This window comes from Ferrimonas futtsuensis DSM 18154, from assembly GCF_000422645.1.
GTDB classification, from domain to species: Bacteria; Pseudomonadota; Gammaproteobacteria; order Enterobacterales; family Shewanellaceae; genus Ferrimonas; species Ferrimonas futtsuensis.
Window position 1 is genome coordinate 1 of the sequence record NZ_AUGL01000017.1, and the last position, 24,930, is coordinate 24,930.

The 24,930-nt window shown below is 58.2% G+C and carries 25 protein-coding genes and 1 riboswitch; of the genes, 6 read left to right on the forward strand and 19 right to left on the reverse strand.

Translation table 11 applies throughout. From position 1 onward, the window contains the following. Positions 1 to 123 precede the first annotated feature (123 nt). The 7 genes from G505_RS0111830 to G505_RS0111860 all read right to left on the reverse strand — a co-directional run bounded on the left by G505_RS0111830 (position 124) and on the right by G505_RS0111860 (position 8,753). A complete protein-coding gene (locus G505_RS0111830; RefSeq protein WP_028109744.1) occupies positions 124 to 594 on the reverse strand; it encodes a hypothetical protein in 471 nt (156 codons plus the stop codon). Between the two features lie 488 nt (positions 595 to 1,082). Beyond that, positions 1,083 to 1,547, reverse strand: coding sequence for a methyltransferase family protein (locus tag G505_RS0111835; RefSeq protein ID WP_028109745.1), 465 nt, complete (start codon positions 1,545 to 1,547; stop codon positions 1,083 to 1,085). Between the two features lie 132 nt (positions 1,548 to 1,679). Then, positions 1,680 to 2,009: a hypothetical protein gene (locus G505_RS0111840; RefSeq protein ID WP_028109746.1), complete on the reverse strand. Its 330-nt coding sequence runs from the start codon at positions 2,007 to 2,009 to the stop codon at positions 1,680 to 1,682. Positions 2,010 to 2,176: 167 nt separating this feature from the next. Continuing rightward, a complete protein-coding gene (locus G505_RS0111845; protein WP_028109747.1) occupies positions 2,177 to 3,019 on the reverse strand; it encodes a mechanosensitive ion channel family protein in 843 nt (280 codons plus the stop codon). Positions 3,020 to 3,065: 46 nt separating this feature from the next. Continuing rightward, complete coding sequence (locus tag G505_RS0111850; RefSeq protein WP_028109748.1) at positions 3,066 to 6,776, reverse strand: AAA family ATPase; 3,711 nt, start codon at positions 6,774 to 6,776, stop codon at positions 3,066 to 3,068. Between the two features lie 2 nt (positions 6,777 to 6,778). Continuing rightward, positions 6,779 to 8,086, reverse strand: a complete 1,308-nt coding sequence (sbcD, locus tag G505_RS21420; protein ID WP_084643965.1) for an exonuclease subunit SbcD — start codon at positions 8,084 to 8,086, stop codon at positions 6,779 to 6,781. Between the two features lie 118 nt (positions 8,087 to 8,204). Further along, entirely contained in the window at positions 8,205 to 8,753 is a 549-nt protein-coding gene (locus tag G505_RS0111860) for an NAD(P)H nitroreductase (protein WP_028109749.1), read from the reverse strand. 149 nt (positions 8,754 to 8,902) lie between these two features. Between G505_RS0111860 and G505_RS0111865 the strand changes: the two genes are divergently transcribed. Further along, the gene (locus G505_RS0111865; protein ID WP_028109750.1) at positions 8,903 to 9,391 is read left to right on the forward strand and encodes a hypothetical protein; all 489 of its coding nucleotides are present in this window, start codon (positions 8,903 to 8,905) and stop codon (positions 9,389 to 9,391) included. Between the two features lie 241 nt (positions 9,392 to 9,632). On the opposite strand, the gene G505_RS0111870 is transcribed toward G505_RS0111865, so the two are convergent. Further along, positions 9,633 to 12,824 carry an HD domain-containing phosphohydrolase gene (locus G505_RS0111870; RefSeq protein WP_035385355.1) on the reverse strand — a complete coding sequence of 1,064 codons (3,192 nt, stop codon included), beginning with the start codon at positions 12,822 to 12,824 and terminating at the stop codon, positions 9,633 to 9,635. 272 nt (positions 12,825 to 13,096) lie between these two features. Here G505_RS0111870 and G505_RS0111875 point away from each other — a divergent pair, with 272 nt between their 5' ends. Continuing rightward, the gene (locus G505_RS0111875) at positions 13,097 to 13,459 is read left to right on the forward strand and encodes a 5-carboxymethyl-2-hydroxymuconate Delta-isomerase (RefSeq protein WP_028109752.1); all 363 of its coding nucleotides are present in this window, start codon (positions 13,097 to 13,099) and stop codon (positions 13,457 to 13,459) included. Next, the gene (locus G505_RS0111880) at positions 13,459 to 14,352 is read left to right on the forward strand and encodes an NAD-dependent epimerase/dehydratase family protein (RefSeq protein ID WP_028109753.1); all 894 of its coding nucleotides are present in this window, start codon (positions 13,459 to 13,461) and stop codon (positions 14,350 to 14,352) included. The genes G505_RS0111875 and G505_RS0111880 overlap by 1 nt, the downstream gene beginning before the upstream one ends. Positions 14,353 to 14,410: 58 nt before the next feature. Here G505_RS0111880 and G505_RS0111885 read toward each other — a convergent pair whose 3' ends face one another. From G505_RS0111885 to ohrR, 10 genes are all read right to left on the reverse strand, one after another. After that, complete coding sequence (locus G505_RS0111885) at positions 14,411 to 15,004, reverse strand: HvfX family Cu-binding RiPP maturation protein (RefSeq protein ID WP_028109754.1); 594 nt, start codon at positions 15,002 to 15,004, stop codon at positions 14,411 to 14,413. 68 nt (positions 15,005 to 15,072) lie between these two features. After that, the gene (locus G505_RS0111890) at positions 15,073 to 15,912 is read right to left on the reverse strand and encodes a DUF6279 family lipoprotein (protein ID WP_028109755.1); all 840 of its coding nucleotides are present in this window, start codon (positions 15,910 to 15,912) and stop codon (positions 15,073 to 15,075) included. An 84-nt stretch (positions 15,913 to 15,996) separates the two neighbouring features. After that, entirely contained in the window at positions 15,997 to 16,785 is a 789-nt protein-coding gene (locus G505_RS0111895) for a phosphotransferase (protein ID WP_028109756.1), read from the reverse strand. After that, positions 16,766 to 17,341: a nicotinamide riboside transporter PnuC gene (gene pnuC / locus G505_RS0111900; RefSeq protein ID WP_084643977.1), complete on the reverse strand. Its 576-nt coding sequence runs from the start codon at positions 17,339 to 17,341 to the stop codon at positions 16,766 to 16,768. Before pnuC ends, G505_RS0111895 begins: the two co-directional genes overlap by 20 nt. A 34-nt stretch (positions 17,342 to 17,375) precedes the next feature. Continuing rightward, positions 17,376 to 17,636, reverse strand: a complete 261-nt coding sequence (locus G505_RS0111905; RefSeq protein ID WP_028109758.1) for a hypothetical protein — start codon at positions 17,634 to 17,636, stop codon at positions 17,376 to 17,378. Positions 17,637 to 17,646: 10 nt separating this feature from the next. Continuing rightward, complete coding sequence (locus G505_RS0111910; protein WP_028109759.1) at positions 17,647 to 19,764, reverse strand: TonB-dependent receptor; 2,118 nt, start codon at positions 19,762 to 19,764, stop codon at positions 17,647 to 17,649. A 54-nt stretch (positions 19,765 to 19,818) separates the two neighbouring features. Further along, positions 19,819 to 19,922, reverse strand: a riboswitch (TPP riboswitch). Positions 19,923 to 20,065: 143 nt separating this feature from the next. Continuing rightward, on the reverse strand, positions 20,066 to 20,458 hold the full coding sequence (locus G505_RS0111915) for a YcfL family putative periplasmic lipoprotein (protein ID WP_169628214.1): 393 nt from the start codon (positions 20,456 to 20,458) through the stop codon (positions 20,066 to 20,068). Between the two features lie 11 nt (positions 20,459 to 20,469). Next, a complete protein-coding gene (locus G505_RS0111920; protein WP_028109761.1) occupies positions 20,470 to 20,901 on the reverse strand; it encodes a PaaI family thioesterase in 432 nt (143 codons plus the stop codon). After that, positions 20,898 to 21,401, reverse strand: a complete 504-nt coding sequence (locus G505_RS0111925; protein ID WP_035385356.1) for a PaaI family thioesterase — start codon at positions 21,399 to 21,401, stop codon at positions 20,898 to 20,900. Before G505_RS0111925 ends, G505_RS0111920 begins: the two co-directional genes overlap by 4 nt. Before the next feature lie 175 nt (positions 21,402 to 21,576). Next, positions 21,577 to 22,017: a transcriptional regulator OhrR gene (gene ohrR / locus G505_RS0111930; protein ID WP_028109763.1), complete on the reverse strand. Its 441-nt coding sequence runs from the start codon at positions 22,015 to 22,017 to the stop codon at positions 21,577 to 21,579. A 103-nt stretch (positions 22,018 to 22,120) separates the two neighbouring features. Here ohrR and G505_RS0111935 point away from each other — a divergent pair, with 103 nt between their 5' ends. The 3 genes from G505_RS0111935 to G505_RS0111945 all read left to right on the forward strand — a co-directional run bounded on the left by G505_RS0111935 (position 22,121) and on the right by G505_RS0111945 (position 24,378). After that, positions 22,121 to 22,540, forward strand: coding sequence for an MAPEG family protein (locus G505_RS0111935; RefSeq protein ID WP_028109764.1), 420 nt, complete (start codon positions 22,121 to 22,123; stop codon positions 22,538 to 22,540). Positions 22,541 to 22,699: 159 nt separating this feature from the next. Continuing rightward, the gene (locus tag G505_RS0111940; protein ID WP_028109765.1) at positions 22,700 to 23,620 is read left to right on the forward strand and encodes a glutathione S-transferase family protein; all 921 of its coding nucleotides are present in this window, start codon (positions 22,700 to 22,702) and stop codon (positions 23,618 to 23,620) included. A gap of 173 nt (positions 23,621 to 23,793) precedes the next feature. Beyond that, on the forward strand, positions 23,794 to 24,378 hold the full coding sequence (locus G505_RS0111945; protein ID WP_028109766.1) for a lipid-binding SYLF domain-containing protein: 585 nt from the start codon (positions 23,794 to 23,796) through the stop codon (positions 24,376 to 24,378). Positions 24,379 to 24,436: 58 nt separating this feature from the next. On the opposite strand, the gene hinT is transcribed toward G505_RS0111945, so the two are convergent. After that, positions 24,437 to 24,787, reverse strand: coding sequence for a purine nucleoside phosphoramidase (gene hinT, locus G505_RS0111950; protein WP_028109767.1), 351 nt, complete (start codon positions 24,785 to 24,787; stop codon positions 24,437 to 24,439). Between the last annotated feature and the right edge of the window lie 143 nt (positions 24,788 to 24,930).

The following is a 24,930-nucleotide window of genomic DNA, read 5'->3' on the forward strand; positions in this document are numbered from 1 at the left end:
GACTGTACTGCTGGGTTCGTTTTCCTGTCTTGTAGGCAGGCATTGTGACACCTCGATCTAACGATTTTGGTGTCCACTAAAACGGGTCAACTTCAACGTCCTTTTAAGCAACTTGTTAGAGAGCTATTCCTCGTAATACTCGTAAGGTTTGATGGACTCACTATGCTTTCCAAGAATAAATGTTTTTTCAGATGGCGAATATATCAATTGAACAAATACCTTTCCTTTGTCGATTTTCGGATCAGACTCTTTTTCTCCAGTGTAGATAAGTTGCGATTCAAATAACACATCATTGAAGCCGTCTGAATTTATGTCTAATAACTCTTGCTCCATAAGACAAGGCTCAAAAATATAAGAATTGTTGTGGCAATCGTAAATTCTAATCCAAAGTCCATGTTTGATTTTTACACTACCATTCCCTCTCTGGGAAAATTCAAATAGGAGTGGAACTGTTATAGTTTCATTGATCGTTACAGTTTTTTGTATTTGCCAGTAAATAGGAGCTTCAGCATCATAAACTTCCTTTGAAGTTAAGATTTGATTGCCAAACGAATTCAAAGAAAATATTAGTAGTAAGGCTGACACAAATTTCATAAAGCTCTCTAACAGCTTATTATGCGGCGACTCGCCGCCTTTCACCCATGAACATCTTGCCGCCTATCACGCACGGCGTTTACGGCTCAAAATAGCCAAGTACTTGTGTTTAGTCATAAAATCCAGCTCCGCTGCCGTGTCGCTTTGCGTGCAAGGCGGATCTTGCCCGGGGAAAGGCGGATCTCACTTTGGACTGTATGTATACACAGCTCACCTGGCCATCCCAAGGTTAGTGAACACACACCTATATCTTATTGATATATAACAGCTTAATGCTTTAACAAGATAAATGTTGCCCAAGCTCCGCCATTTGCTGAACACCGGGCCCATCAATCTCTCCCTTTGAAGGTGACATCTACCTGATTTTTATGCTGATTAAGTTACACCCTCTCGCGGGTGTTTTAAAGGAGTGTCATCACAGCAAAAGTACAACCATTCACCCTACTCTCCCCATCTGCTGGCAGCTGGGTAAATGTCGGCAGTTGTGCTTAAAGCCATCGCCTTACGTTGCGGCGGTAGATCTCGAACTGGGGGCCAAACAGCCCTTCCATCATTCGCTCTTCCGGGCGAATCTGGAATCGGTTCATATAGAGCACAAAGGGGATGAGCAGCAGCATCGCCAGCAGATGAGACAGGTAACAGGACCAGGCGGCCAGCAAGAGCAGCAGCCCTAGGTACATGGGATTACGGCTGATTTGATAAATCCCTGTGGTGACCAGGGTCGAGGCTTTGTCGGGACGGGTGGGATCGACAGTGGTTTTATGCCGTTTGAAAGCAATGACGCCACTCAAACCAACAACGGCGCCCAGCAGCAGAAACAGTGCGGTCAGTTCGAGTCGAATGGTTGAGGGGAAGATCTGTTCGCCCAGAGGTATTCTGGCAACCAGCCACATCATCAGGCCAATCAGACACGCTATGGCAACGGGCGGTAATTTCAACTCTAACTTGTCCATTCACACTCCCTGTGTGCACTGCTTGGGACCAATATTCTTCAAGTATGGCCCGCTGATTCCGTTTGCGGCACAGAGTAGCGGAAACCTGAACGGAAGTCGCGAAGTTTCCTCATTTTTTATGTGGGAATGAAATCAGAAAGGGTCGACACTGAGTTCGACAGACAGTCCGGCCACTTTAACTGAGGTGGGTGTGTCGGGGCCAACGGTCACATTTGTGGAGAGTCGGTTACGGTTATAGTGCGCCTCGGTAGTGATCTTCACCAGGCCGGAATCACCCACAGGATCAGCCAACAATGCCAAACTGTAGCCGCCCCCCAGAGTGAGAATTTCAGGCTCGCCAGCCTTAAGGCTCAGGGAATAATCACCATAATCTGAAGTGATTAAGACGCGAGCACAGCCCGGATTATCGTCGGCAAAACCCATCAATGGAAGCAGACACAACAAAGCCATCAGCGTGCGCACAGTTCCCTCTCCAGATGCGGTAAACCTTATTCACACCTTAACCGAACTGAATTCATATGCAAATTATTTAGACTTCTATCAAAGTCGTATTGCAATGCTGATTCTGCGCGACAAAAGAAAAAGGGAGGCAATGCCTCCCCCTGAATTCCTACAAACTTTCCTTCTGCCTACTTGTCCTGGTTCAGCAAAGTCACGTGGCGCTGAGGGAAAGGTATTTCGATCTCATTGGCTTTGAGCGCCTTGAACAACGACAGGTTGATTTCGAACTTCGCCTGATAGAACTGCTCACTGGGCACCCAGTAGCGCACACCCAGGGTAATGGCGCTATCACCAAAGCCATCGATACCAACCTGTGGGGTCTGAGACTGGTCCACATGAGGGCTGGCCGCCAGTACCTCCAACAGCGCACCAATGGCCTGCTCAGGATCCGCCCCGTAGGCAATGCCTATCTCGGTTTCCACCAACAGGGTTTCAAAGGAGTTGTGCAGCACCTCACCCACAATGTGCTTGTTGGGCACCGAAATCTCCTGCCCCTCTTCGTTGGTGAGGACAGTCATTCCCAGCTGAATCTCTTTCACCACGCCGAACACGCCCTGAACGGTGATGGTGTTGCCCACGACGAAGGGCCGGGTGACGATGATGGTCACTCCTGCAGCGTAGTTGGACAGCATGCCCTGCAGTGCCAGACCGGCACCCAGACCGGCAGCACCAATGGTCGCCACCAGCGGCGTGACACTGATCCCCAGCTTACCCAGGGCGATGATGCCAATCAGGATGATCACCAGGATCTTGACGATGTTGGCCACAAAGGTGGACAGGGTAATGTCTATCTCGTGGCGGGTCATCAGCGCCAGCAACGCCTTTGAGATCCTGCCTCCCAGCCAAATGCCGATAAAGAAGATCACCAAGGCGCCGAGGATCTGGAAGCTGTAGGTCACCACAAACTCGGTGATCAGCTGATATACCATCTCCATCTGAGCCAGTTCCTGACTGAGAATATTCTCATCCATAATCTCTAACCTTCTCTGTGTTTCTATTTTTAGATTTCAATCCAGCTTAGTCCTGAACGTCAGTGACGTCTTCCCGGGTTACCTTGAAGCGGGAGTCCAGTCGGCTGTATCCCAACCCATTGACCTTATTGACCTTGAGCTGAACCGGTATACGCTCCTTCATCGCCTCCACGTGGCTGATGACACCAATCATCTTGCCGCTGGCATTCAGGGTATCCAGGGCATCCAGCGCGGCGTCCAGGGTTTCACCATCCAGGGTGCCGAAGCCCTCATCCAGGAACAGGGAGTCGATGCTGGTCTTGTGGCTGACCAGATCAGACAGGGCCAGGGCCAAAGCCAGGCTGACCAGGAAGCTTTCTCCTCCGGAGAGGGTGCGGGTATCACGCACTGCGTCCCCCTGCCAGGTGTCGAGGATCTGCAGTGCCAGTTCGTCGCCCACTTTGCGCTTGAGTTGATAACGGCCATGGAGTCTGTCCAACTGGCCATTGGCCAGATGCACCAGATGATCCAGGGTCAGCCCCTGGGCAAACTTGCGGAACTTGTCCCCCTCTCTGGAACCAATCAGGCCACTGAGGTAAGCCCAGTCATCATACTGGCTTCGAGCGGAGTCAATCTGCTCCAGCAGTCCCTGCAAACCGGCGCGTCGCTCGTTGTCGCTGTCCAGCTGGCTCTTGATCGCCGCCATGGCAGCGATCAGCTCCCGAATGGATTCATTGGTGGCATCCACCTGATCAGTCAGGCTCTCCAGGGTGGCGTCCTTGACCAATGCCTTGGGCCTGCCCTGCTGATGATTTTCCAGGGTGATGGTGGCCTGCGCAACCAGCGCCTGGGCACCGGCCTGCAACCGCTCCAGGGTAGCTTTGAGCTCGGTCAGTTGCTGCTTCTCCTCATCACTGAGCAGGGCCTCCTCCAGCTGAGTCTGGCTGGCAAACACCGAATGAGCCATCTCGTTCTGCAGCTGTTTGCTGGACTGAGTCCAGCGTTCGGTTAAGTCGCGTTTGCTCTCCTCCAACTGGGCCAGTTGCCCCTGAAGGGCGGCGCTCTCTTTCTCTGCCTCCCCCTGGCGGGTTCGGGCAGACTCCATCATCTCGCTGGCCTGTGCCAGCGCCTGCTCCAGGCGCTGACGCTCGTCACTGACGACTCGGGAGCCAAACAGCTCCTGGCGACGGGCGCTGAGCTGGGCGCACTGCGCCTTAAGCTCGGTCCAGGCGCTGTGAGCCCCCTGGTGTTCCAGGGCAGTCTGATGCTCTCGTTCCGTGGCACTCTGGTGTTGCTCTTTGAGCTGCACCTCTATCTGACTGTGCTGGGCCAGTGTCTGCTGGGCCTGCTGCCACTGCTGGGCCTGAGCCTTAAGCCCTTCCAGCCAACTGTCCACGTCACCGGATTCGGGCAACGTCAGCGTTAGGGCCTCCAACTCAGGGCTCAGTGCCTGAACCAGACCGTCACGATTCTGACCAAGCTCCAGGCTGCGTGCCTGGGCAGTGGTTAGTTGCTGCTGAACCGACTCCTCCTCTGCGGTCAACTGGCTGCTCTTGAGCTGCAGCTGATGGTGGCGCTCCTTCACCTTGGCCAGTGCTTCACTGGCCTGCTGGCGCGCTCCACTGGCCTGTTCCAGCTGCCCGACTTTGGCGTCCAGATCAGCCCGGCGACTGCGGCAACTCTCCAGATAGTTCTCCAGTCGCTTAGCGTCGGCTATATCGGGTGCGGTGGTGATCTTAAGGGCCACGCACTGCTCACCCCACTGGGTGGTGATCGCTACGCGTTTCTCCTCAAGCTGCCTGAGTTCGCCGGCTTTGATCTCCAACTGCTCTTTGGCCAGCTTTTGCTGCTCACCCAGGCGGGTGCCCTGCTCTTTCAGCGCTTCCACCTTCTCCTTGAGATCGGTCAGGCGCTGCTCTGTCTCACTGAGGACGATGCCCTGATAGGCGGTCACCGCCGGATGCTCGGTGGAGCCACACAATGGGCACGCCTCACCGGCCACCAACTTGGCGCGCTCCGCTTCCAGGGAGTGAATCTTACGCTCCTGCTCCAGCAGCGTTTCGACGTCTCTGAGTTGCTGGTGCTCGCTCTTGTACTGCTGACGTTTCTCGCCAAGCTCCTTGCCGATGCGGTCGAGTTCCTGGGACAGCTTGTCCGACAACTTCTGGCGTTCGCCGAGTTGCTCCTGAAGCTCGGCGTAACGCTCACTCAGGGATTTGAGCTTGCTGCGCCCTTCCTGACCGGCATCCAGGGCGGCGAGCTTGGCCTTGAGCACCTCCACCGGCTGCTGAGCCAGTTCGGTCAAGGCTGACTCGGCTTGCGATAGCGCCTGATTGGCCGACGCCAAATCCGCTTCGGCCTGTTTAAGCTCTTCAGCCAGTGGCTCGCGAGTCTGAGACAGTGCGCTCAGTCTCTCCTGGCCCTGGGCCAGTTCCGGCGCCAAACGGGCGATTCCCTGCTCCAGGTTCGCCAATTGTTCTAAACGGCTCTGCCATCCAGACAACTTCTGACTGAGCTGACCGTGATTGGCGTTGCTCTCCAGGTAGGCCTGGGCCTCGGCCAGCTGTGCCTGAGCCTGGGTCAGCGCCACTTCTCGTTGCTTGAGTTGTGCCTTGGCGTCTTCCCAGGTCTGGGCGCGGGCCTTCATCGCCTCTTCCGCGCCAGTCAGCCCTTTTGCCAGTTGCTCCAACTGGGTGTCCAGAGGGATCACCTGGTTGAACAGGGCCTCGCCGTCGACTCTGGCCTGCTGAGCCGTTTCTCTGTCTGCACTGGCCTCAGCGTGTTGTTGCTGCGCCTGCTGCTGACGCTCGGCGCACTGGGCTTTGGTCTCGGCCAACTGCGCCAGTTGCTCACGACAACGGGCCAGCTGCTTCTCGGCGTCCTGCACTTCGGTCAATCGCGGCCGCAGGCGCTCCGCCGGCTCGCTGCGAGTCAGACGAGCCAGCTTCTCCTGCTGACGCTCAGACTCCTGAGCCGCCTGAAGCTGCTTCTCCTTGCCGTCATCGATCGCGTTGGCCAGCTCGGCCTCTTTCTGCAACCAGCCTTGAAGGGACTTGAGTTCGCTGAGACGGGCCTGCAGTGCCTGCTCCTGAATCCGGTCGGCACCGCGCTTGCCCTGAAGAGCCTCTCTCTGTTCGTCGGAGAGCAGGTCCACCCCTTCGGCCCGTGCATTCAGGGTCTCCAGGTGGGTCTTTGCCTGCTTATGATTGTCGAACACCTGCCGGGAGATGCGACCGTAGATCTCGGTCCCCGTCAGCTCCTCCAGCAGTTCGGCCCGCTCATTGGCGCTGGCGTTGAGGAAGGCGGCAAACTGGCCCTGGGAGAGCAGCATCGACTTGGTGAAGCGACCAAAATCCAGGCCGGTCAAAGACGCGACCAGCTCCAGCTTCTCTTTGATCTTCTCCGCCAGAATGGCGCCATCGTCGATGCGAACCAGTTCCACGACCGGCGGCTGCAGTTTGCCGTCTGCGGCCAACCGGGCACGACGCTGGCTCCAGAAGGCGCGGTAACCCAGCCCCTTCACTTCGAACTCCACCTCGGCCAGGGCTTCACCTGTGCCTCGGGTCATCAGCTCATTCTGGGTGGGCGACACCGACAGCCTTGGGGTCTGGTGGTAGAGCGCCAGACAGATGGCGTCCAGTAAGGTGGTCTTACCCGCCCCGGTGGGGCCGGTGATGGCAAACAGGCCGTTACCGGCAAAAGGCTCAGCACCGAAGTCCACCTTCCACTCTCCCTTGAGGGAGTTCAGGTTCTTAAACCGGAGAGACAAAATCTTCATGATTACGCCTCCTCAGGCTGGCTGGGCTGCTGGAGCACCTGTTTGGGGCTCTCCTGCTGTGTCTCGGCCGGGAGTGGATCTTCCTCGGCCTGCTCCGGGTCGTCCAGTTGAGCCAGCACCTGGTCAAACAGGCCCTGTAACCGCTGCTGTCGCTCGGCGCCCGGCTCACCGTCGAAGCTCTCCTCCTGCAGGCGGCGGGCAAACACCTCCTGCACGCTGAGCTCTGCCAGGGTTTCGTTCTGCTGCTGCTCCAGTGCCTGGGTACGCAGTTTCCTGGCCCGGCGCAACAGCAGCACCTCTACCGGCAGATCGTCTGCCAGGGCTTCGACGCGCTGCTGCAGATCGTTGAGGTACTCCTCACTCTCCACTTCGATGTCCAGCCACACGGGGCGCTCCGGCGAGGCGTCGGCGAACCCTTTAAGTTGCTGCTCAATCTCAGACAGGTTGCCCTTGATCACCGCCATGGGCTGGAAGCTGGGTACCGGCAACGCGGTGATGCCGGTCAGCAACTGGCCATCAAACTCCACCATCAGCACCGACTTCTCGCTGCCCAGCTCATCAAAGCTCAGGGGAATGGGCGAGCCACAGTAGCGGATGTGCTCCTGGCCGCCCACACGCTGAGGCCGGTGAATATGGCCCAGGGCGATGTATTCCGCCGGAGGGAAATGATCTGAGGGAAAGGCGTCGAGGGTGCCCACATAGAGGTCTCGCACCGACTCCGAGGTGGTGGCCCCCAGGGTGGTCAGATGGCCGGTGGCAATAATGGGGATGTTCATCTCTCGCTCTGCGCGCAGTATGGCGGCACGTTCGTACAACGCCCGGTAGTGATCGGCAATGGCCTGCTGCAGACTCTGGCGCTTTTCCGTCACGCTCTGACCGGCCTGGCTACGCAGAACATCCCGGGGACGCAGATAGGGGACGGCACACAGCAGTGCCTGCAGCTCCCCCTGGTCATCGGTCAGCTCAAGCAGCTGCTCGCCCTCATCGCCGCCGGCGATCACCGTGGTATTGAGGTACTCCATCAACTGGCGACTCTCATTGAGGGTGGACACCGAGTCGTGATTGCCCGCCAGCACCACCAACTGACAACCCAGCTTCTGGAAGGAGACCACCAGGCTGTTGAGCAGTGCACGGGCGTAACTGGGCGGCGTTCCGGTATCGAACACATCGCCGGCGACGATCACCGCGTCAATCTTGTGGGTATCAACCTGGGCCAGCAGCCAGGCAAAAAATTCGGCGTGCTCCCGGGCTCGGCTCTTGTTATAGAAGTGCTGCCCAAGGTGCCAATCAGAGGTGTGAAGAATGCGCATCGGCTTAACAGAAAAGGCTTCTTTGAAAACAGGAGGATAACCCGTATCCGCGCCAGTTTACAGGTCACGATGGCCAAACGGGAGGATCTTCTCCCCCCTTTTTCCAGCCTGAGTCAGATTAGAGGAAAGAAACGTAGTCGGCAGGATCGGGCGATCTCTTGTTCGGCGCCCTCGACAGCGGCGTCCCCAGATAGAGGAAACCGACTATCTGATCGTCCCCCTGAACGCCCAGACTCTCTCGTACTGTCGGGTCGAAGGCGTAACTGCCGGTACGCCAGATGCCACCGAGGCCCTGAGCCTGAGCCGCCATCTGCATCGCCAGCGCAGCGCAACCGGCGCTCAGGTGCTGCTCGATGACGGGCACCTTGGGGTGGTCCTGCACCTTGGCAATAACGGTAATCACCATGGGCGCCCGGGTCGGCAAAAGCCTGGCTCTGGCCAGCCCCTCGCCGCTCTCCCCTTTGGTCTTGGCCGCTTGGTAGAAGATCTCTCCCAATTTCAGCAGCCCCTCCCCCTGAGCAATCACGAACTGCCAGGGGGTGAGTGCCATATGATCCGGTGCCTTTACTGCCGCCGCCAGGATGGTGTCCAGCTGCTGCGAGTCCGGACCCGGCTCGGAGAGCCTGGGGGCGGAGTGTCGTTGGGTGAGAAGGGTCAGCGCGTCCATTGCCGCTCCTGTAAATCAATATCATTTGCAAACCAGTCTACCAAAGCGGCCGTGCATCTTCTTCGATTAACTGGATTCAGAGAGTCGATTGCCATTATCGGTAAAGTCAACCATAGTTAATTCAACCCATTGTAATAAGGGAGTTAACAATGAAGAACGGAACACTGTTACTGGCTGCAGCACTGACCCTCGCGGTCACGCTTCCCTCCACTGCCTTGGCTGGCGCCTCCGGAGCAAATAACCCAGAAAAACAGCAGACAAAGGAAGCACGCAAGCAGGCCAAAGAAGCGCAAAAGCAGCAGAAGAAAGCTGACAGAGACGCGCGCAAGATGGACAAGAACTATGAGAGAGAGGCCCGCCTAGCCAAGCAGGAGCAGCAAAGAGAGTACGATCAGGAGGAGCGGGAAGCTCAAAAAGAGCAACAGGAGCAGGCTCGGGAAGCTCGTAAGGAGCAACACGAGTACGAACGGGAAGCCCGCAAAGAGCAAGAAGAGTATCAGCGCGAAGCCCGTAAAGAGCGCGACGAGGTTGAACGTGACGCTCGAAAAGAGCAGCACAAGAAAGAGCAGAAAGCCCGCAAAGAGCAGAAAGAGAAAGAGCGCGAAGCACGTCAGAAAGAGGCTGAGTTCGAGCGTTAATGAGCCGTAGGCCTTTAAGACGGTCACTCGCCTGTGTCGCAAACAATGAGCCCCGTATGTTCGGGGCTCATCGCTTTCTGTGCCAGCCTGCCAGTACCTCTGCCGGCATACCTCACTGCAACAGGGTTCACGCCGTCGCCGGGGGCCATTAAGGAAGGCACCGTACACTCCCTGTCCAGGGCAGGATAGACACAGCCCCGTTGACCCAGCCTGTGCCCTCGCCAGCGCGGTACTGAACTCGCTACACCGGCTCCTGCTCTTTGCTGGCTGCCGCCGCCTCGTCCAGATACCTGCTCAGGTCCACCTCGTCCATCTGCGAGGGTTTGAGGAAGCGCTCGGCGTACTCCAGATAGACGCCGGTGGTGAGAAACAGCCGGAACACCTCCTGATCCACGTGGTCGTCCTTGACCATCTTATGCAGAATGTTGATGGCGACGCTCAGAGACTTGGCCTTCTTGTAGGGGCGGTCATCGGCAGTCAGGGCTTCGAAGATGTCCGCCAGCACCAGAATGCGTTCCCCTACGGAGAGTTGATCGCCGGTCAGTCGCCTCGGATACCCCGTCCCCTTGAGGGTTTCATGGTGGGTGGAAGCGTACCTGGGCACATTGGCCAGCTCTGGTGGGAACGGCAGGCTTTCCAGGATTTTAATGGTGCTGACCGTGTGCTCATTGATGCGGAAGCGCTCTTCCTCATTCAGGGTGCCTTTGCGTATGCACAGGTTGTAGAGTTCACCCTGGTTGTTTTGCAGCTCTGTGGGCTCCAGCATGATGCCGAGACTGGGGTCATAGCTGTGCTTGCGCTCCCAGGCGATGCGATGCTCCGGTTTGTCCGACAACAGGTTTTCCGTGACCGGCAGCTGTGCGGCGCTGTCGCCTCGGCGCTTCTCCTCCAGAGGGCCCAGACCCAGATTGTCATCGAAATTCCGCTGCCAGGTTCGCCTGGCGATGCCGTGAAGGCGCTCGATGCTCTCATCCGCCATGAACTCGCCGCCTACGTTGCATCTGGCGACAAACTCAAACTGTTCTTTGAGCTGTCGCTGCGCCAGATCCCGCTTCTCCCTGAGTTTAGGCTCTTGATTGGCGGCCGCCATCACCGCCTTGAGGTAGCTGATCTCCTCTTCGCGCCACAGCACCTCGAAGCGGGTGCGGATCTCATGAATGCGGTTGTAGGTGGATTCGAGCTTGCTGCCCTTGTCCACCACATGCTCCGGAGTGCTGATCTTGCCGCAGTCATGGAGCCAGGCCGCCAACTTGAACTCACGATGTTTGTCCTTGTCCTCGATGGAGAACCCCCGGAACGACTCTTCCTGGCTGATGCTGGCCTCACGCGCCAGCATCAAACCCAGTTCCGGAACGCGATAGCAATGGCCTCCGGTATAGGGGGACTTGTCATCAATGGTCTGAGCGATCACCTCGATAAAGGAGTCCATCAGCTTCTGCTGCTGAGCTTCATGTTTGGCAATAGCGGCGGACATCTCAACCAGAGATCGGGAGAGTTCATCCACCTCCTTGATGACGGAGGGCTGCCTGTGGACCTGCTGGTACTGACGGCGCATCACCTTTTCGTTCTCTTTGGCCAGCTGACGAATGGGGTTGACTATCGGGTTGGCCAACAGGTAGCAGAACGGCAGCAGTGCCAGAATGCAGATCGCCGTCGCGGCGGCCGACACCAGCACTTCGCGACGACTGGCTTGCAACACCGTGTCCACATCCAGCGCCAGGGCAAAGAAATGATCCTCTCCCGCTCGCAATGGCTCGATGTAGAGGAAACTGTCGCGGCCCTCCAGAGGTAAGCGGTTCAATTTGCCCTGAAGCAAGCGCTCCTGGGCCGTGGTGATCAACGCCTTGTAGGGAACGGTCAGGGAATCCTGCTGCCGGATCTCGTCCATATTACCCAGCCAGCGCTTGGCCAGATATTGCCGGTCCTCCGGGCCCACCTGAGCCAAGGCCCGCTCAAACAGTGCGGCCAGGGGCGCCAGCTCAGGTTTGAATACCGCTCTGAGGCCGGCATCGAAGTTGACCTGACCTATGTCCAGATAGGGCTCGATGTGGAGCCCGTCGAGGAAGTAGACCCGTTTGGTGTAATCCAGAATGATGCGGGTCTCTATGGTGGCGTCCGCTTCGCCGCTGGTGACCGCCTTCAGTGCTTCGACAACACTGGCCGCTTCGACAATGCGAATCTGTGGATAAGCGCGTCGAATCTCAGGAATGATGGACCAGCCGGCAGGGATCGCCAGAACAGCGCCGTTGAGCGCCTCCAGACTGCGGTATCTGCTGCCATCGCCCCGCGTCGCCAACGCCATGGGCATCTCCACCATGGGGGAGGAGAACAGGCCCCACTGGCTGTTGCTGCCGGTTCGATACACCGGCGTCAGGATCTCAAGATCGCCTCGCTGGAAATGCTGCACCAGGGTTTCCCAGGACACGCCATTGATGAACTCCACCGACAACCCAAGGCTTCGGGCCAGCATCTGTATCAGCTCAACCGTGTACCCCCTGGGCTGACCGGCGATGGAGTAATCCAGCGGCGCCCAGTCCGTCTCGTTGGCAATGCGCACCGTCCCCAGAGTGTCGAGGTAGCTGCGCTCCTGTTCAGTGAGGGGCAGTGCCGGCAACTCTCGGCGAGGCATCTCTGTGGCGGCGTTGCTGGAGGCCACCAACTTGCCACTCAGGTCATAGAGAAACACTTCACTGTGTTCGATGGGCGTGCCGGTCGCCAGTTGCCCGGAGAGAAACTGCGACATGGTGGACAGGGCGATGTCCACAGCGATCACCGCCCCACTCTCCTCCATCACCATGGAGAAAGTCTGTCCGGGGGCCTGCAGGTGCTGAAACAGGTAGGGCTTGGTGCGACTGGCATTGATGGTGTCGGCTATCTGGAACCAGGGGCGGGTTGTCGCGTCATAGTCGCTGGGCTCCACCAATTGGTGACTCACCTCGAACGCCTCATTGAGAAACAGGGTGCGCTTAACCCGCTGTCCCTCCTCCTGCTGAATGAGCACCTTGGCAAACCGGTCCGTCAGGGATGCCCCCAACTGCTCTCGAATCTGCGGGCTGGCCTCCAGGTTGATCAGCTCATAGAAGTCGCCGTTGGCCAGGCCCAGATAGACCGCATAGAACTCGTTGTTGTTCTCCAGCAGATTGGCGAACAGCCGATCGGTCGCATGCTGATCAACCTGACCGCCTTCGACCAGGGCCGCGTTACGCGCAAGAATCTCCACCGAATGGGCCGCCTTGGTGTGCAGGGCTTCGACCTTATCCTGGGTAGTCCTGGCCAGAATCTCCGCCTGAGCCGTCACCGCTTCGGTGGCGATCTTCGACGAGAAGAGATACTGGAGGGTGATGGCGGTGGCAGCGGTGATCAGGGTGCCGATGATAAACACAAACACCACGGTAACCCTGATGGAGATCCCCTTGATTCCAAAGCGCGACATAATGGTCACCTCAATCCCTGAGTTTGACGAATCCAAGTCAGACACAGCCACCAGTCATCGCGTTGAAAACCACGACTGCTTGTGGGTCGGCCATGCTCCTGCGACCAAAATCCTGGCGCAGACAGGGAGCCCTTCCCTGTACAATAATTACGCTACCGCTAATGAGTTGAAATAGAAAGCCGCAGAGTATCAATATTTTGTGATTTGTGGCTGAGCCGTGACCTCCACCATAGTAGACTTGGGCACTTCGAGGTTTGTCATCAGGAGCCACCATGCCCCATTTTGTTATCGACTGCGCCCGCGAGGTGCTGGATGTTCAGTCCGAAGAGGTGATTTTAAGCGCCATTCACCAGGCGGCGGTCAGCTCCGGACTGTTCAATGAAGCTGCCATCAAGGTGCGCATCAACCCGTACACCACCTACCTGGCCGGCGGCAAGCAGCAGCCCTTTATTCACCTGTTCGCCCACATCCTGACGGGCCGGACCCAGGAGCAGAAAGCAGCACTGTCTCGCTTGGTGGTGGCAGAACTTTCCCGCTTGTTCCCGGACCTGCCGAAGATCGCCGCCAACGTCTATGAGATGGACAAGGGCGACTACGTCAGCCGGCAGATGCTGGAAGGCGGCGACAGTCACTGATGACTATTCTGGTAACCGGCAGCGCCGGACGCATTGGCCGGGCCATCTATATCCACCTGGCCAACCAGGGCTACCAGGTTCGCGGCGTCGACACCACCCCCTGCTCTACCGCCGATCTGGTGGGGGATCTTCGTGACGACGAGATACGCCGCCAGGCGCTGGAGGGAGTCACCGCCCTGGTGCACACCGCGGCCCTGCATGCGCCCCATGTAGGCCTGGCATCGGACGAGCGCTTTTGGCAGGTCAACCTTACTCTGACTCAACAACTGGCAGATGAAGGTGTCCGTCAGGGGCTGAAACAGGTGGTGTTTACCAGCACCACGGCACTCTATGGCCACGGGTCGAAGCCCAGAGGGGGTCGGGCCGCCTGGGTAGACGAACAGGTGATCCCTCAGCCCAGAACCATCTATCACAGAACCAAGCTGGAAGCAGAACAGTGGCTAAGGCGCTTCAGCGACGAGACCCATCTGCCTGTGACCGTGTTGCGGATGTCCCGCTGCTTCCCTGAGGCGGTGGACATGATGGCGGTGTACCGCCTGAGTCGTGGCATCGATGCCCGGGATGTGGCCTGTGCTCATGAGTTGGCCCTGCGCCGATGCCTGCCCGGCTTTAACCTGTTTAACCTCTCCGCTGCCACTCCCTTTACCCAAGAGGACACTCAGGCTCTCTATGAGGATGCCGCTTGTCTGATTCGCCAAAAGGTACCCAAGCTGGCCGATGAGTTTGACCGAAGAGGCTGGCGCCTTCCCCACTCTCTGGACCGGGTGTACGACGTCAGCGCTGCCAGCCGCGCACTCAGATGGCAGCCAGAGCATGGCTTTGAGTCAGTTCTGGCCCTCTACGACCAGAGCCTGGCCGAAGTGCTTCCGCCAGGATGGCAAGCCGCCAGATAGCGGCGCCAGAACGAAAACAGCCCGATGCAAATGCACCGGGCTGTTTGAATCTCAGGGCTTAGGCCTTGTCTTTGGGCCCGAAGAAGTAATCCAGGCTGGTAAACTTACCGCCGCCCATGAAGTAGAGCGCCAGCAGCATCACAAAGTAGGTAATGGCAAACTCGATGCCGTTGTTCAGCACCACAAACTTGCCGGACGAGGTGAGCCAGTCGTAGTTGCCGTGTTCCTGCAAAATCGCCTTGGCCCGTTCCAGTTTCTCTGGGGCCGCCATCACCTGCTCATTGGCCAGCCAGCTGGAGGCATCGGCAATGGCCAGCCAGCCATTTTCCCAGTGCACCGCAAAGGCGGCCACCAGCATGGTCACCATCAACGGAATGCTGATCAGCCGGGTAAACAGGCCCACAATCAGCAAAATGCCCCCTAGAAACTCGGTGCCGGCCGCCATGGCTGCCATCACTTCTGGAAACGGCAATCCCAACCCCCAATCCGGGTTACCAAACCAGGCGGCGGTGTCCTCAAAATGGCTCAGCTTGTTGTAGCCTGCTTGAATGAAAATCGGCGCCAGATAGAGCCGAAGGGCCAGAGGCGCCAGGCCCTCCAGAGACTGGGTCGCGCGAAAGAAGCTTTGCCACAAGTTAATCAGAGCCTGCATAACCATATTCCTTTTAAGTTACTACTGACTAAGATGACCGGAGAGAGCGCTCCTTGCTTTCATCAAACTTAATTTTTTGATAAATCAGCTAGATCATCTATCAAAGAGCCTAGCTCACGATTCAGTTTCTTGCGCTGCTTACCGGTCAGACTGGCGTTGATCGACTCCAGGGCATCGGCAAAGTTGTGCTGGTTCATGCTCAGCTGCTCCTTGTAACCGACGGGCCGGATCTTATCCGGGGTCACCAGCAGCAGCCGAAGTTCCCGCTTGAGTTGCTCACCATCGCTTCGATTTCGCAGGGCTTCGCCGAAGCGCGCCTGCCAGGCCTGGCGATAAGCCACCCAGAGATCCATAGACTGGTGGCGTTCATAGTTGAACTTGTTGACCGCCTCTTTCTGCAGCGGAGTCAACTTACCAACCCAGCGTTTGAGGCTCTTGGCGGTGCGCTTGTTCGACCGGGCAACCCGTTCATCGAACTCCTTGTTCAGATAGCGGTCGATGTCCTTCTGGTTCTCCTTCTCCAAGGTGGACAGCAGTTGCTCCACCTGCTCGTCGGTCAGGGTCTGCATCATGGGAACCAGTCTGGGCATCAGATGATCGAAGACCCTCAGCCAGTGCTGCTCCAGGCTGCGAATATGGCCGAGGGCGTCCTCAGAGGAGAGCTGGTGATTCACCTGATTGCGCAGAGTCACCAATTGGTCACGGTATTTGGGCAGCTCTTGCCGGCGATGCCAAAGCAGCATCTCATCCACCATGGCTTCAAACTGCCTTTCCTGGGTGCGGGAGAGGTCCACATAGTCGGCCACCTCCCACTCGATGACCCAATCCAGCCAGTTATAAACAAACTTGGTACTGCATCCTGTCAGTACCAGTGCCACCAGGGTGACAATTAGCCAACGTCCCTTCAAATTCCTCTCTCCAGTTGAGGCTCACCGCCGTGTTAACTCATTGTTAGAGCAGAACTCTGAGGATAAAGTTCCGGGCAGGAAGGGTCACAGGGTGAGCAGCGACTCGGGACCGGCGGCCAGCTGTTGCCGATAGCGGCGTGTCCACCCCTGAATCAGCCGTGGCTCCCCACCCTGTTGCAACGCCTGATCGCACCACCTGAGGCAGGTCAACAGATAGAGATGACCCGCAGCTTGCAGGGCCAACTCTTCGCCGCCATCAGCCTCCAGCCCTTGCACACGGTAATAGAGCCTCGCCGCCTCGGCCATGTTGGGCCACTCCAGCATCAGGCAGGCCAGGTCCCACAGAGGGTGACCGAAGCCGGCGTACTCAAAGTCAATAAGGCGAAGTTCCTCACCCTGACGGAGCCAATTGCCCCGGCCGGGATCATGATGGGTCATCCCCGGGGAAAGGCGACTGGCCAGCATCCGCTGTTGCCACTGCTGAGCCTGGTTATCCAGAGAGGAAGCGTAATCCAGGGGGGCAGCGTCGATGGGCAGCCGGTGGAAACCGGCCAGGGTACAAACCGCAGCGTGAGGCGCAAGCCTGTCCGCCCTGCGTCCCCAACGCTGGGCGACGGCAAATCGATGGGCAGCGTCCCAGTGGTAGAGATCTGGGGAGAGTCCGGCGTCGGCCGCCTGTCGCCAGATGCTGTGCTCCCGGCGGCGATCGGCACTCATGCGGGCACCACTGTCGTGCAGCCGCAACAGGGCCTCGGGCTCGCTGGGCTCAATCAGATAGAGCGCATTGGCACTGCCTGTGCCGAAAGGACGCAGTGAAGCGCCGGCATAACCCGGCACCTCACTGAGCAGAGCCTCAGGCGAAGGCAGGCTCACCCTGACTCCGGTAGGCGTTGCGCCAGGTGAAGTAGCTGGCCAGGGCCAGACCGACATAGAGGACAAACAGGCCGCTGGTGAGCACCATCTGCTTGCTCATGTAGAGGTAGATGGAGACGATGTCGATCACCACCCAGTAGAGCCAGTTCTCCACCACCTTGCGGGCGGTCATCACCGTGCCCACTACCGCAAAACAGGTGGTGGCGGAATCCAGATAGGCCAGGTCCGCATGGGTGTAGTTGTCCATCACATAACCCAGCCCCAGGGCCACCAGCGCGGTGATGCCGATGAGCCGGACATGGCGGGACAGGCTCCAGGTCTGGTAACTCAGTCCCTCGCCGCGGCCGCCATAGCGCCACTGCCAGAAGCCATACAGGGCCATCAGCAGGTAGTAGCCGTTGAGTACCGACTCCATCAACAGGGAGACCTTCCAGAACAGCACCACATAAATAAAGGTGCTGAAGAAGGCCGCTGGCCAACACCAGATGTTGCCACGCATCGCCAGCAGCAGGTAGGCCAGGGCCAGTACCACGGCAACCCCTTCCCAGGCGGTCATGGCGCCGGCCTGAGCCAGCGCCTCGCTGACGAAGTTACTCACTGTGGTCAAGGTTCACGCCACCGGGAATAAACTTGCAGACAAACACCCCCTTGCCCCACTCCTGGTGCGCCGCCTTCATCTCGGTGGCCAGCAGCGCCATGATGGTGTCGTAGTCACCGCACAGCTGAGTGCTCATGCCGTTGGTCTTGCGCTGAATCTCCGGGTAGGCGTCCAGACGCTCGATAAACCATTTGATGGGCAGCAGGTATTGATCCTTTAACGGATAGAGGCTGATCTCCACAGCAAGTTGCATGGGTGTCTCCTTAGAAGTAGTCATAACGGAACGTCAGGCCAAACTGGCGGGGATCGCCATAGCGCACGTACAGGTGCTCCTGCCAGCCGTCATTGGGTTCATTGCCAAAGGTAAAGCCTCGCACACCGTACTTCTCATCGGTGAGGTTGCGCCCCCACAGATAGAGGGCCCAGCGCTCCGCTTCATAGCCCAGCTTGGTGTTCCACAGCACGTAGGAGTCAGACTCGGCGTTGCTGGTGGCGGAGTCTGAGTAGTAATAGCTGTCCTGGCCATTGGCCACCAGATTAGCAAACCAGCCCAGATCATGGCGATAGGTGGCCCCCAGGTTGAACTGGTAGCTGGGGGAGTGAGCCAGTTCACGACCGCTGAGATCAACGGGGGTACCGTACTTGTCGTTGTAGATATAGTCGTCGTAGGAGGCATCCAGCAAGCCCAGGCTGCCGTACAGCTCCAGGTTGGCGGTCAGCGCCCAGCTGAAGTCCGCCTCCAGGCCATAGCTGGTGGAGCCGGTGGCATTGGTGGTGTACAGGAAGAAACGCTGCGGGTTATCGGGATCCTGGGTGGAAGCTTCCACCTGCTGGTCCTGCCTGTCCATATAGAACAGGGCCAGGTTGGTGGACAGGGCGCCATCCAGCCAGCCACTCTTCACGCCGACTTCGTAGTTGTACAGGGTCTCGTTGTCGAACTCCTTGGCGCCCGGCAGATTGGCCGGCACCTCCATGTTGAAGCCGCCGGCCTTGTAGCCGCGGGCAACGCGAACGTAGCCCAGGTGGTTGTCGCCAAGGAGGCGGCTGGCAGACAGGTGGCCGCCCCACATGGTCTCACTGGGAGAGAACGCCTCGCCGCTGTCATCGCTGTACTCGCTGCTGCGGTGCTCGATGCGCACGCCGGCGGAGAGGGTCCACTTACCCAGCTCGCTGTCCAGCTGACCGAAGATGGCGCTGTTGGTGGCCTCATAGTCGGACTTGAGGAACACATCCTCCCAGCCGTTGTAGAAACTCTGCAGATCGTTGGACTCATCCAGCTTCATGGCATAGACGCCCACCAGCCAATCTGTGGTCCCAGCGAAGATGCGGCCATCGTCGCCAGAGACCAGTCGCAACTCCTGGCTGTAGGTGGTGCGCTCCTGATGTTTGTCCCACCAATAGTCATACTGGCAAGGCACCGGCTGACCGGTTTCCCAGTCCTCGCACTGCAGATTGCTCCAGTAATCCGGGTTGGCCCAGTCGCCGTCGTAGGCATGACGGGCCTCGGTATCGGCAAAGCTGGTGACCGACACCAGAGACACGGCGCTGCTGGCCGCCCAGTTGAGCTTCAGAGACGCGCCGGTGGTGGTCTGGCTGTCTTCTCCGGGCTGGTCGGTCAGGGTGTCGAAACCATTGTTGTCCAGGGTCCAGGCGTCGTAGCCATTGTCCAGATCGGCGTGGAGCACCGTCAGATCCGCAGTCAGGCTGTCGCTGGCCAGCCAGCGCAGCTTGAGGCGCCCGGTCAACTCGTCACGCTCGTTGGTGTCGTCCCTACCCAGGTAGAGGTTGTCACGGAACCCGTTCTGCTGAGTCTGCTGCAGGGATGCGCGGTAGAGCAAGGTGTCGCTGGCGCTGCCGCTGGCGTAAGCGCCCAGGGCCATCAGGTCATCTTCGCCCAGGGTCACTTCGGTGCCCGCTTCGAAATTTTCGGTAGGGTCGTTGCTCTTCACATAGATAAGACCCGCCAGGGCGTTGGCACCGTAACGGGTCCCCTGAGGACCGCGCAGCACCTCCACCTGATCCAGGTCGAACAGGCTGGCGGCCATGCCGATGCCGGACAGGTCGATGTCGTCGACGATGAAGCCCACCGAGGCGTTGGGGGCGCCCTGATACTCCTCCTGCTCACCCACGCCCCGAATCTGAAAATAACGGGGACGGGAGGAGGCACCCGCCCAGCTCAGGTTGGGGATGTTCTTCAGCACATCTTCGAAATGCTCGCCCCCCTGCTCCTGCATGCGGGCGGTGTCGACCACGGTGACACTGGTGGGCAGACGGGCGATGTCGGCATCACGAAAATCTGCGTTGACGGTAATGGTTTCAATTTCTTGGGCCTGAATGGAACAGGAGACCGCAAGGGCAACAATGGAAAGCTTGGTGCGCATATCCTTTAGACTTCTCTATTACTAAAAGGGAATACGACCGGATTTTGGGCAGGGACTTCAAGGCTGGGCCTTTCCTACGCCGGTATTATCCGGATCAGGTTCGCGGGTTTTCCGACTGGAATCTCAGTATCTTTACAGATACACCCCGAGGCAGCCTGCAGTATACCCCGCCCGCGCACCCTGAATCCACGCTGAATGGCGTCAACGCAGCATTTTTGCTCAGCAGCGACGACAACAGCCGGGGGAAAAAACGAAAAAAGCCACTGAATCCAGTGGCTTTTTAGATCAATAAATTCGGTCTTTACTCATCCACCACCCGGCGGACACTGAGCTCAAACTCCACCGCCCCCGGGCTCAGAGCCACCGCGCTGACCTGACGGCGCTCCCCGCCAGCCAGGTTGATGGCCCGCCAGCCGCGGTTGGCCGACTCCATCTCCCTGCCGGTTTCATCGAAGAACACGAAGCGATATTGCAGGTAGAGGTCGCCGTTGGATTTGGAGATCAGCTCCGCGCGTCCCTGCAGTCGCCCGGCCTGAATCGACTTGTTCAGTTGCATCACCGACAGATCCCGCGCCAGAGCGGCGTTATCCACCTTGAGTTTCTCGGCGTCTGAGCGGGCCACCAGCCCCGAAGTCGTGGTCGTGCAACCACTGAGCACCAGACCAAGAAACAAAATCGATATCCAATGACGCATAACTGACTCTCCTAGTCGATGAGGAAGTGTGCCCTGGCCGTGGCGATGGGCTGTTTCCGATTGGTTTGCCAACAGCTTACCGAAACGTTGACCACTCGGCGACCCTGACGGGTGATGCGGCATTCGGCGAAGGTCTCTCGGGCATATCCGGCGCGCAGATAATCGATGGAGAAGTCCACGATCTTCGGTACCCGGGTGGTGTGCAATATCACCATCAGCTGGACCATGGCGGACATCTCCATGAAACCGGCGATCACCCCGCCATGCAGTGCCGGCAGCATGGGGTTCCCCATGTTGTCCGGGTTATTGGGCAAACGGAACACCAGCTCCTCCCCCAACTGTTCACAGTTCATCCCCAGGTGCTGAGCGTAGGGAATCAACGCCAGCAGCTCGGTGTAATCTCTGTCGGCAACCGCCTGCTGGACTACGGGTTTGATGTTCATGCCTTATCCTCCCCGAGCAGCGCATCACGGAAGGCCTCGGTCACCAGTTCAGGGCCGATGCGCATAAAGGAGCAGACCACCTGGGCGATGGGGTCGTCTATGGACTCCTGATAAGCGATGCCACGGGTGAAGGCCACGGAGGAGGTCATTTTGAAACACTCCACCATGGCGTAGACAGGCTGGTCCGGCTTGGCGGCCTTCATGTAGTCCACCCGCAGATCCAGAGTCGGACACAGCTCCAGCTGCTCCTCCCGGGCATAGATGGCGCAGATCACCGCCGCACCTGATGCGGTGTCCATCAGGGTGGTGATCACACCACCATGAAGCACCTTGGACTCGGGGTAACCCACCAGCTCAGACGCATAAGGCAGGCGCAGCAGAACATGGTGCTCACTGGCCTCCAGGCAATCAATGTTCAGCTTTCGGCATTGTGCCAGCTCATTGACGAAACGACCGGCCAAGTCGGTCAGGGGGAAAAATTCAGGGTTAACAGGTTGCATCACAATGCTTGGAATTCCTTATCTTGGGGCTCTATCGAAGCAACATCAGTGTGCTTTTTTCTGCCTGAAAAACAGGGTTCAAGACAGCGATAAAGGATATCACTGAAGCTCGTTTACCGCCATTTGGTGACCATCACCCCCAGTGTTCGAGTGGAAATCTATCGCTCCACCCCGCTTACCCCAGTCGTGACAGCAACTGCTGGCACAGCGCCTTGAGCTGGCCGGCCTCCTCTGACGACAGGCCGGCCCGGCAGGCCATGGTCTGGGGAACCTCTTTCGCATGCTCTTTCAGCGCTTTGCCTTCATTGGTGAGGGTGATCACCCTCACCCGCTCATCCTGCTGACTGCGACCGCGAATCACCAACCCCTTGCCCTCGAGCCTCTTCAGAAGCGGGGTCAGGGTGCCAGAGTCCAGAGTCAGCTTCTCCCCAAGGTCCTTTACGCTCATGCTCTGGTGCTGCCAGATCAGCATCATCACCATGTACTGAAGATAGGTGAGATCCAGCTTATCCAACAGAGGGCGATAGGCCCTGACCACCGCATTGGCCGCACTGTAGAGGGGAAAACAGACCTGATTCTCAAACATCAGCTCCGGGCAACCTGTGTCCTGACTCATAAACAACCCCACAATATAATTGTGCACAATATAGTTGATCTATGGACTGGCCTCAATTAACATTGCGCACAATTCAATTGCCAGCTATTCAAATGGAGTCCCCATGTTCGAACACTACAGTCTCTCCCTTGCCGCCCTGCTGCTGATGCTGGCGACCATGATGGTTCAAACCCTGGTCGCCATGGTGGCCCATCGTAAACAGGCCCACTACGTGCCCGGGATCGTGGACGATGCGCTGAGTCACGACTCCTTTGTGTTTCGCAGTCACCGTACCTATCAGAACTCCCTGGAAAATGTGCCTATGATGGCCCTGAGTCTGCTGGCTGCCATGGCTGCGGGGTTGAATCCCTTTATCCTGGGCGTCATCGCCTGGATATTTGCCCTGGCGCGCATCATTCACATGGCTCTCTATTACGCCATCGCCACCGAGCGCAATCCCAGCCCCCGCAGCTACTTCTTCCTGATCGGCCTGCTGTGTAATCTCGTACTGCTGATGCTGATGGCAATGACGCTGCTGAGCTAGCACCACACATTGGGGCTCCGGGTCACGCCAACCTGGCGGCGGTTAGGCGGCCCGGGACGAATCCCTTCGGTAACGTCGCGCTTCCCATTTCAACTACGACGATCTACAGTCGCTGTAACAGCTTAATTTTTAGTCTTTATTTTGAGTCGGAGTCACACTATGGGCTGCTCACTGATCCTGCATCACTACCCGCTTTCTCCCTTTTCCGAGAAGATACGCCTGATGCTGGGGGCAGCTGACCTGCACTGGAAATCGCTGCTGGTCTCCCCCCTGCCTCCGAGGCCCGCTACCGGCCCCCTCACCGGCGGCTATCGCCGCATTCCGGTCGCCCAATTCGGGGCCGATATGGTGTGTGACAGCCAGTTGATTGCCGAAGAGATAAGTCAGATCAGTGCGAAGCCTTTTCTGGCGCCCTCCAGCGCCAGTAAGGAGGCGACGGAGCTCGCCGCAGTTGCCGAGTCCACCCTGTTTTTCGATGCCGCCTCCCTGGTGCCACCCAAGCAGGCACTGAGTGAACTCAAGCGACACCTGTCGTTGTTTGATACCGCCCGTTTTCTCTGGGATCGCCTCGGCATCGCCCGGGAAACCCGGAGCAAGCTGACGGTGGCGGAGGGCGCAAAACGCTTTCGTGCAACACTGGCGCAGTTGGACCAGCAGATTCAGGGCGAGTTTCTCTTTGGCGATCGCCCCGGCCATGCCGACTTTGCCCTCTACCACCCGCTGTGGTTCCTCAGCCAGGTCGGTGCCGTCCCCCTGTCACCCAAGCTGACCCGGCTCAGCGCCTGGTACGACCGCATGAGCCTATTTGGTCATGGCCATCACCAGCTCATCAGCGCCAAAGACGCCTTGGCGGTCGCCGCCGCTTCCCAACCCAGGGGGATCCTTCCGGAGTTTCGCGCCCACCCGGATATTGGCAAAGAGGTCATCATCTCACCCACGGACTACGCCAAGGCGGGCACCCGGGGGCAATTGGCCGGTGTCAGTGACCAGCGCTGGATACTCCGGCGGGAAACCGGCCGATTCGGAACAGTTCATGTTCACTTCCCCCGACAGGGCTACCGGTTAAGCAGTAAGGGCTAAGGCGCCATGTAGACAACGCGGTCGGTTGGGACTATACCCAATGGCAGTGTTGCTATGGCTCTGAGTTCCCTAACCACTTCTGTTGGATGATTCAGTCTGGATTCAGTCGGTGGGCTATAGCCTTTGCTGCCCCTTTTCAGGCCCCCTTAACCGTCGTTCAACAGGAGCATGAGATGATCCGCTTTAAACTGAATACCCTGGCGTTGGTTGGCGCCTCTGCCTTGCTGTTTGGCTGTGCCACCGGCAACACCCCGGAAGACAAGAAGGCCCATGCCCACAAGGAAGCGCAGTCCGCCCTGTCCAAGATCGTTACCGAGCACCCACAGGCAAAAACCGATATGAACAAGGGCGTGGCCCACCTGATCTGCACCGGCAGCGACAGCTACCTGTTTGCCCTGTCCAGCGGCGGCGGCATCTGCGAACTGAACGAGGGCGGCAAGCTCTCCTACTGGCGATTTGCCTCCGCCGGAGCCGGCGCAGGCATCGGCTGGAAGAAGGTGGCCTATGTGCAAATTTTTCTCAATCAGGATGCGGTGACCCGCTTCAAGGAAGCCGGTTTTGACGGTCAGGCCCGGGCGGAAGCCAGTGCCAAGCTGGAAGACACCGACAGCCAGGCGTCGGCCAATCAATCGATGGATGTGGAGGGGATCATCACCTATCAGGTCAATCTGATGGGCGCCGCCGCCCAGGCCACGGTGCAGGGGTTCAAGTTCTGGCAGACGGACTTTACCGAGGACTTCGTGCAGAACGCGGGCTAACAACCGCGGGCAAAACAAAAAAAGCAGCCGGCCGGCTGCTTTTTTTTCAAAAGGTCTGCTACACCGCCAGCATCGGCCCCAGGGGCTTGCCACCGAGCAGGTGCATGTGGATGTGGAACACCTCCTGACCGCCGTGCTGGTTGCAGTTGATGATCAGCCGGTAGCCATCCTCATCGATGCCGGCTTCCTTGGCCAGCTTGGCGGCCACGGTCACCATTCTGCCCAGGGCGGGCTCATCCGCCGCCTTAACGTCGTTCAGGGTGGGGATCAGGATATTGGGGACAATCAGCACATGCTGAGGTGCTCTGGGGCTGATGTCCTTGAAGGCGGTGACCAAATCGTCCTGGTAGAGGATCTCTGCCGGGATCTCTCGACGGATAATTTTGGAAAAGATGGTTTCTTCGGCCATTTTACAGGCTCCCGCTAGTCGGTTTTGTCCAAGAATCTCAGTATACTTGGCAAATCAAAGTTAGGGAAACCACCACACAAGGAATCGGCCACCGATTCGGCACTCCCGCAGGAGTACAAGGGTTTACCCTCGAGGACCGCGTC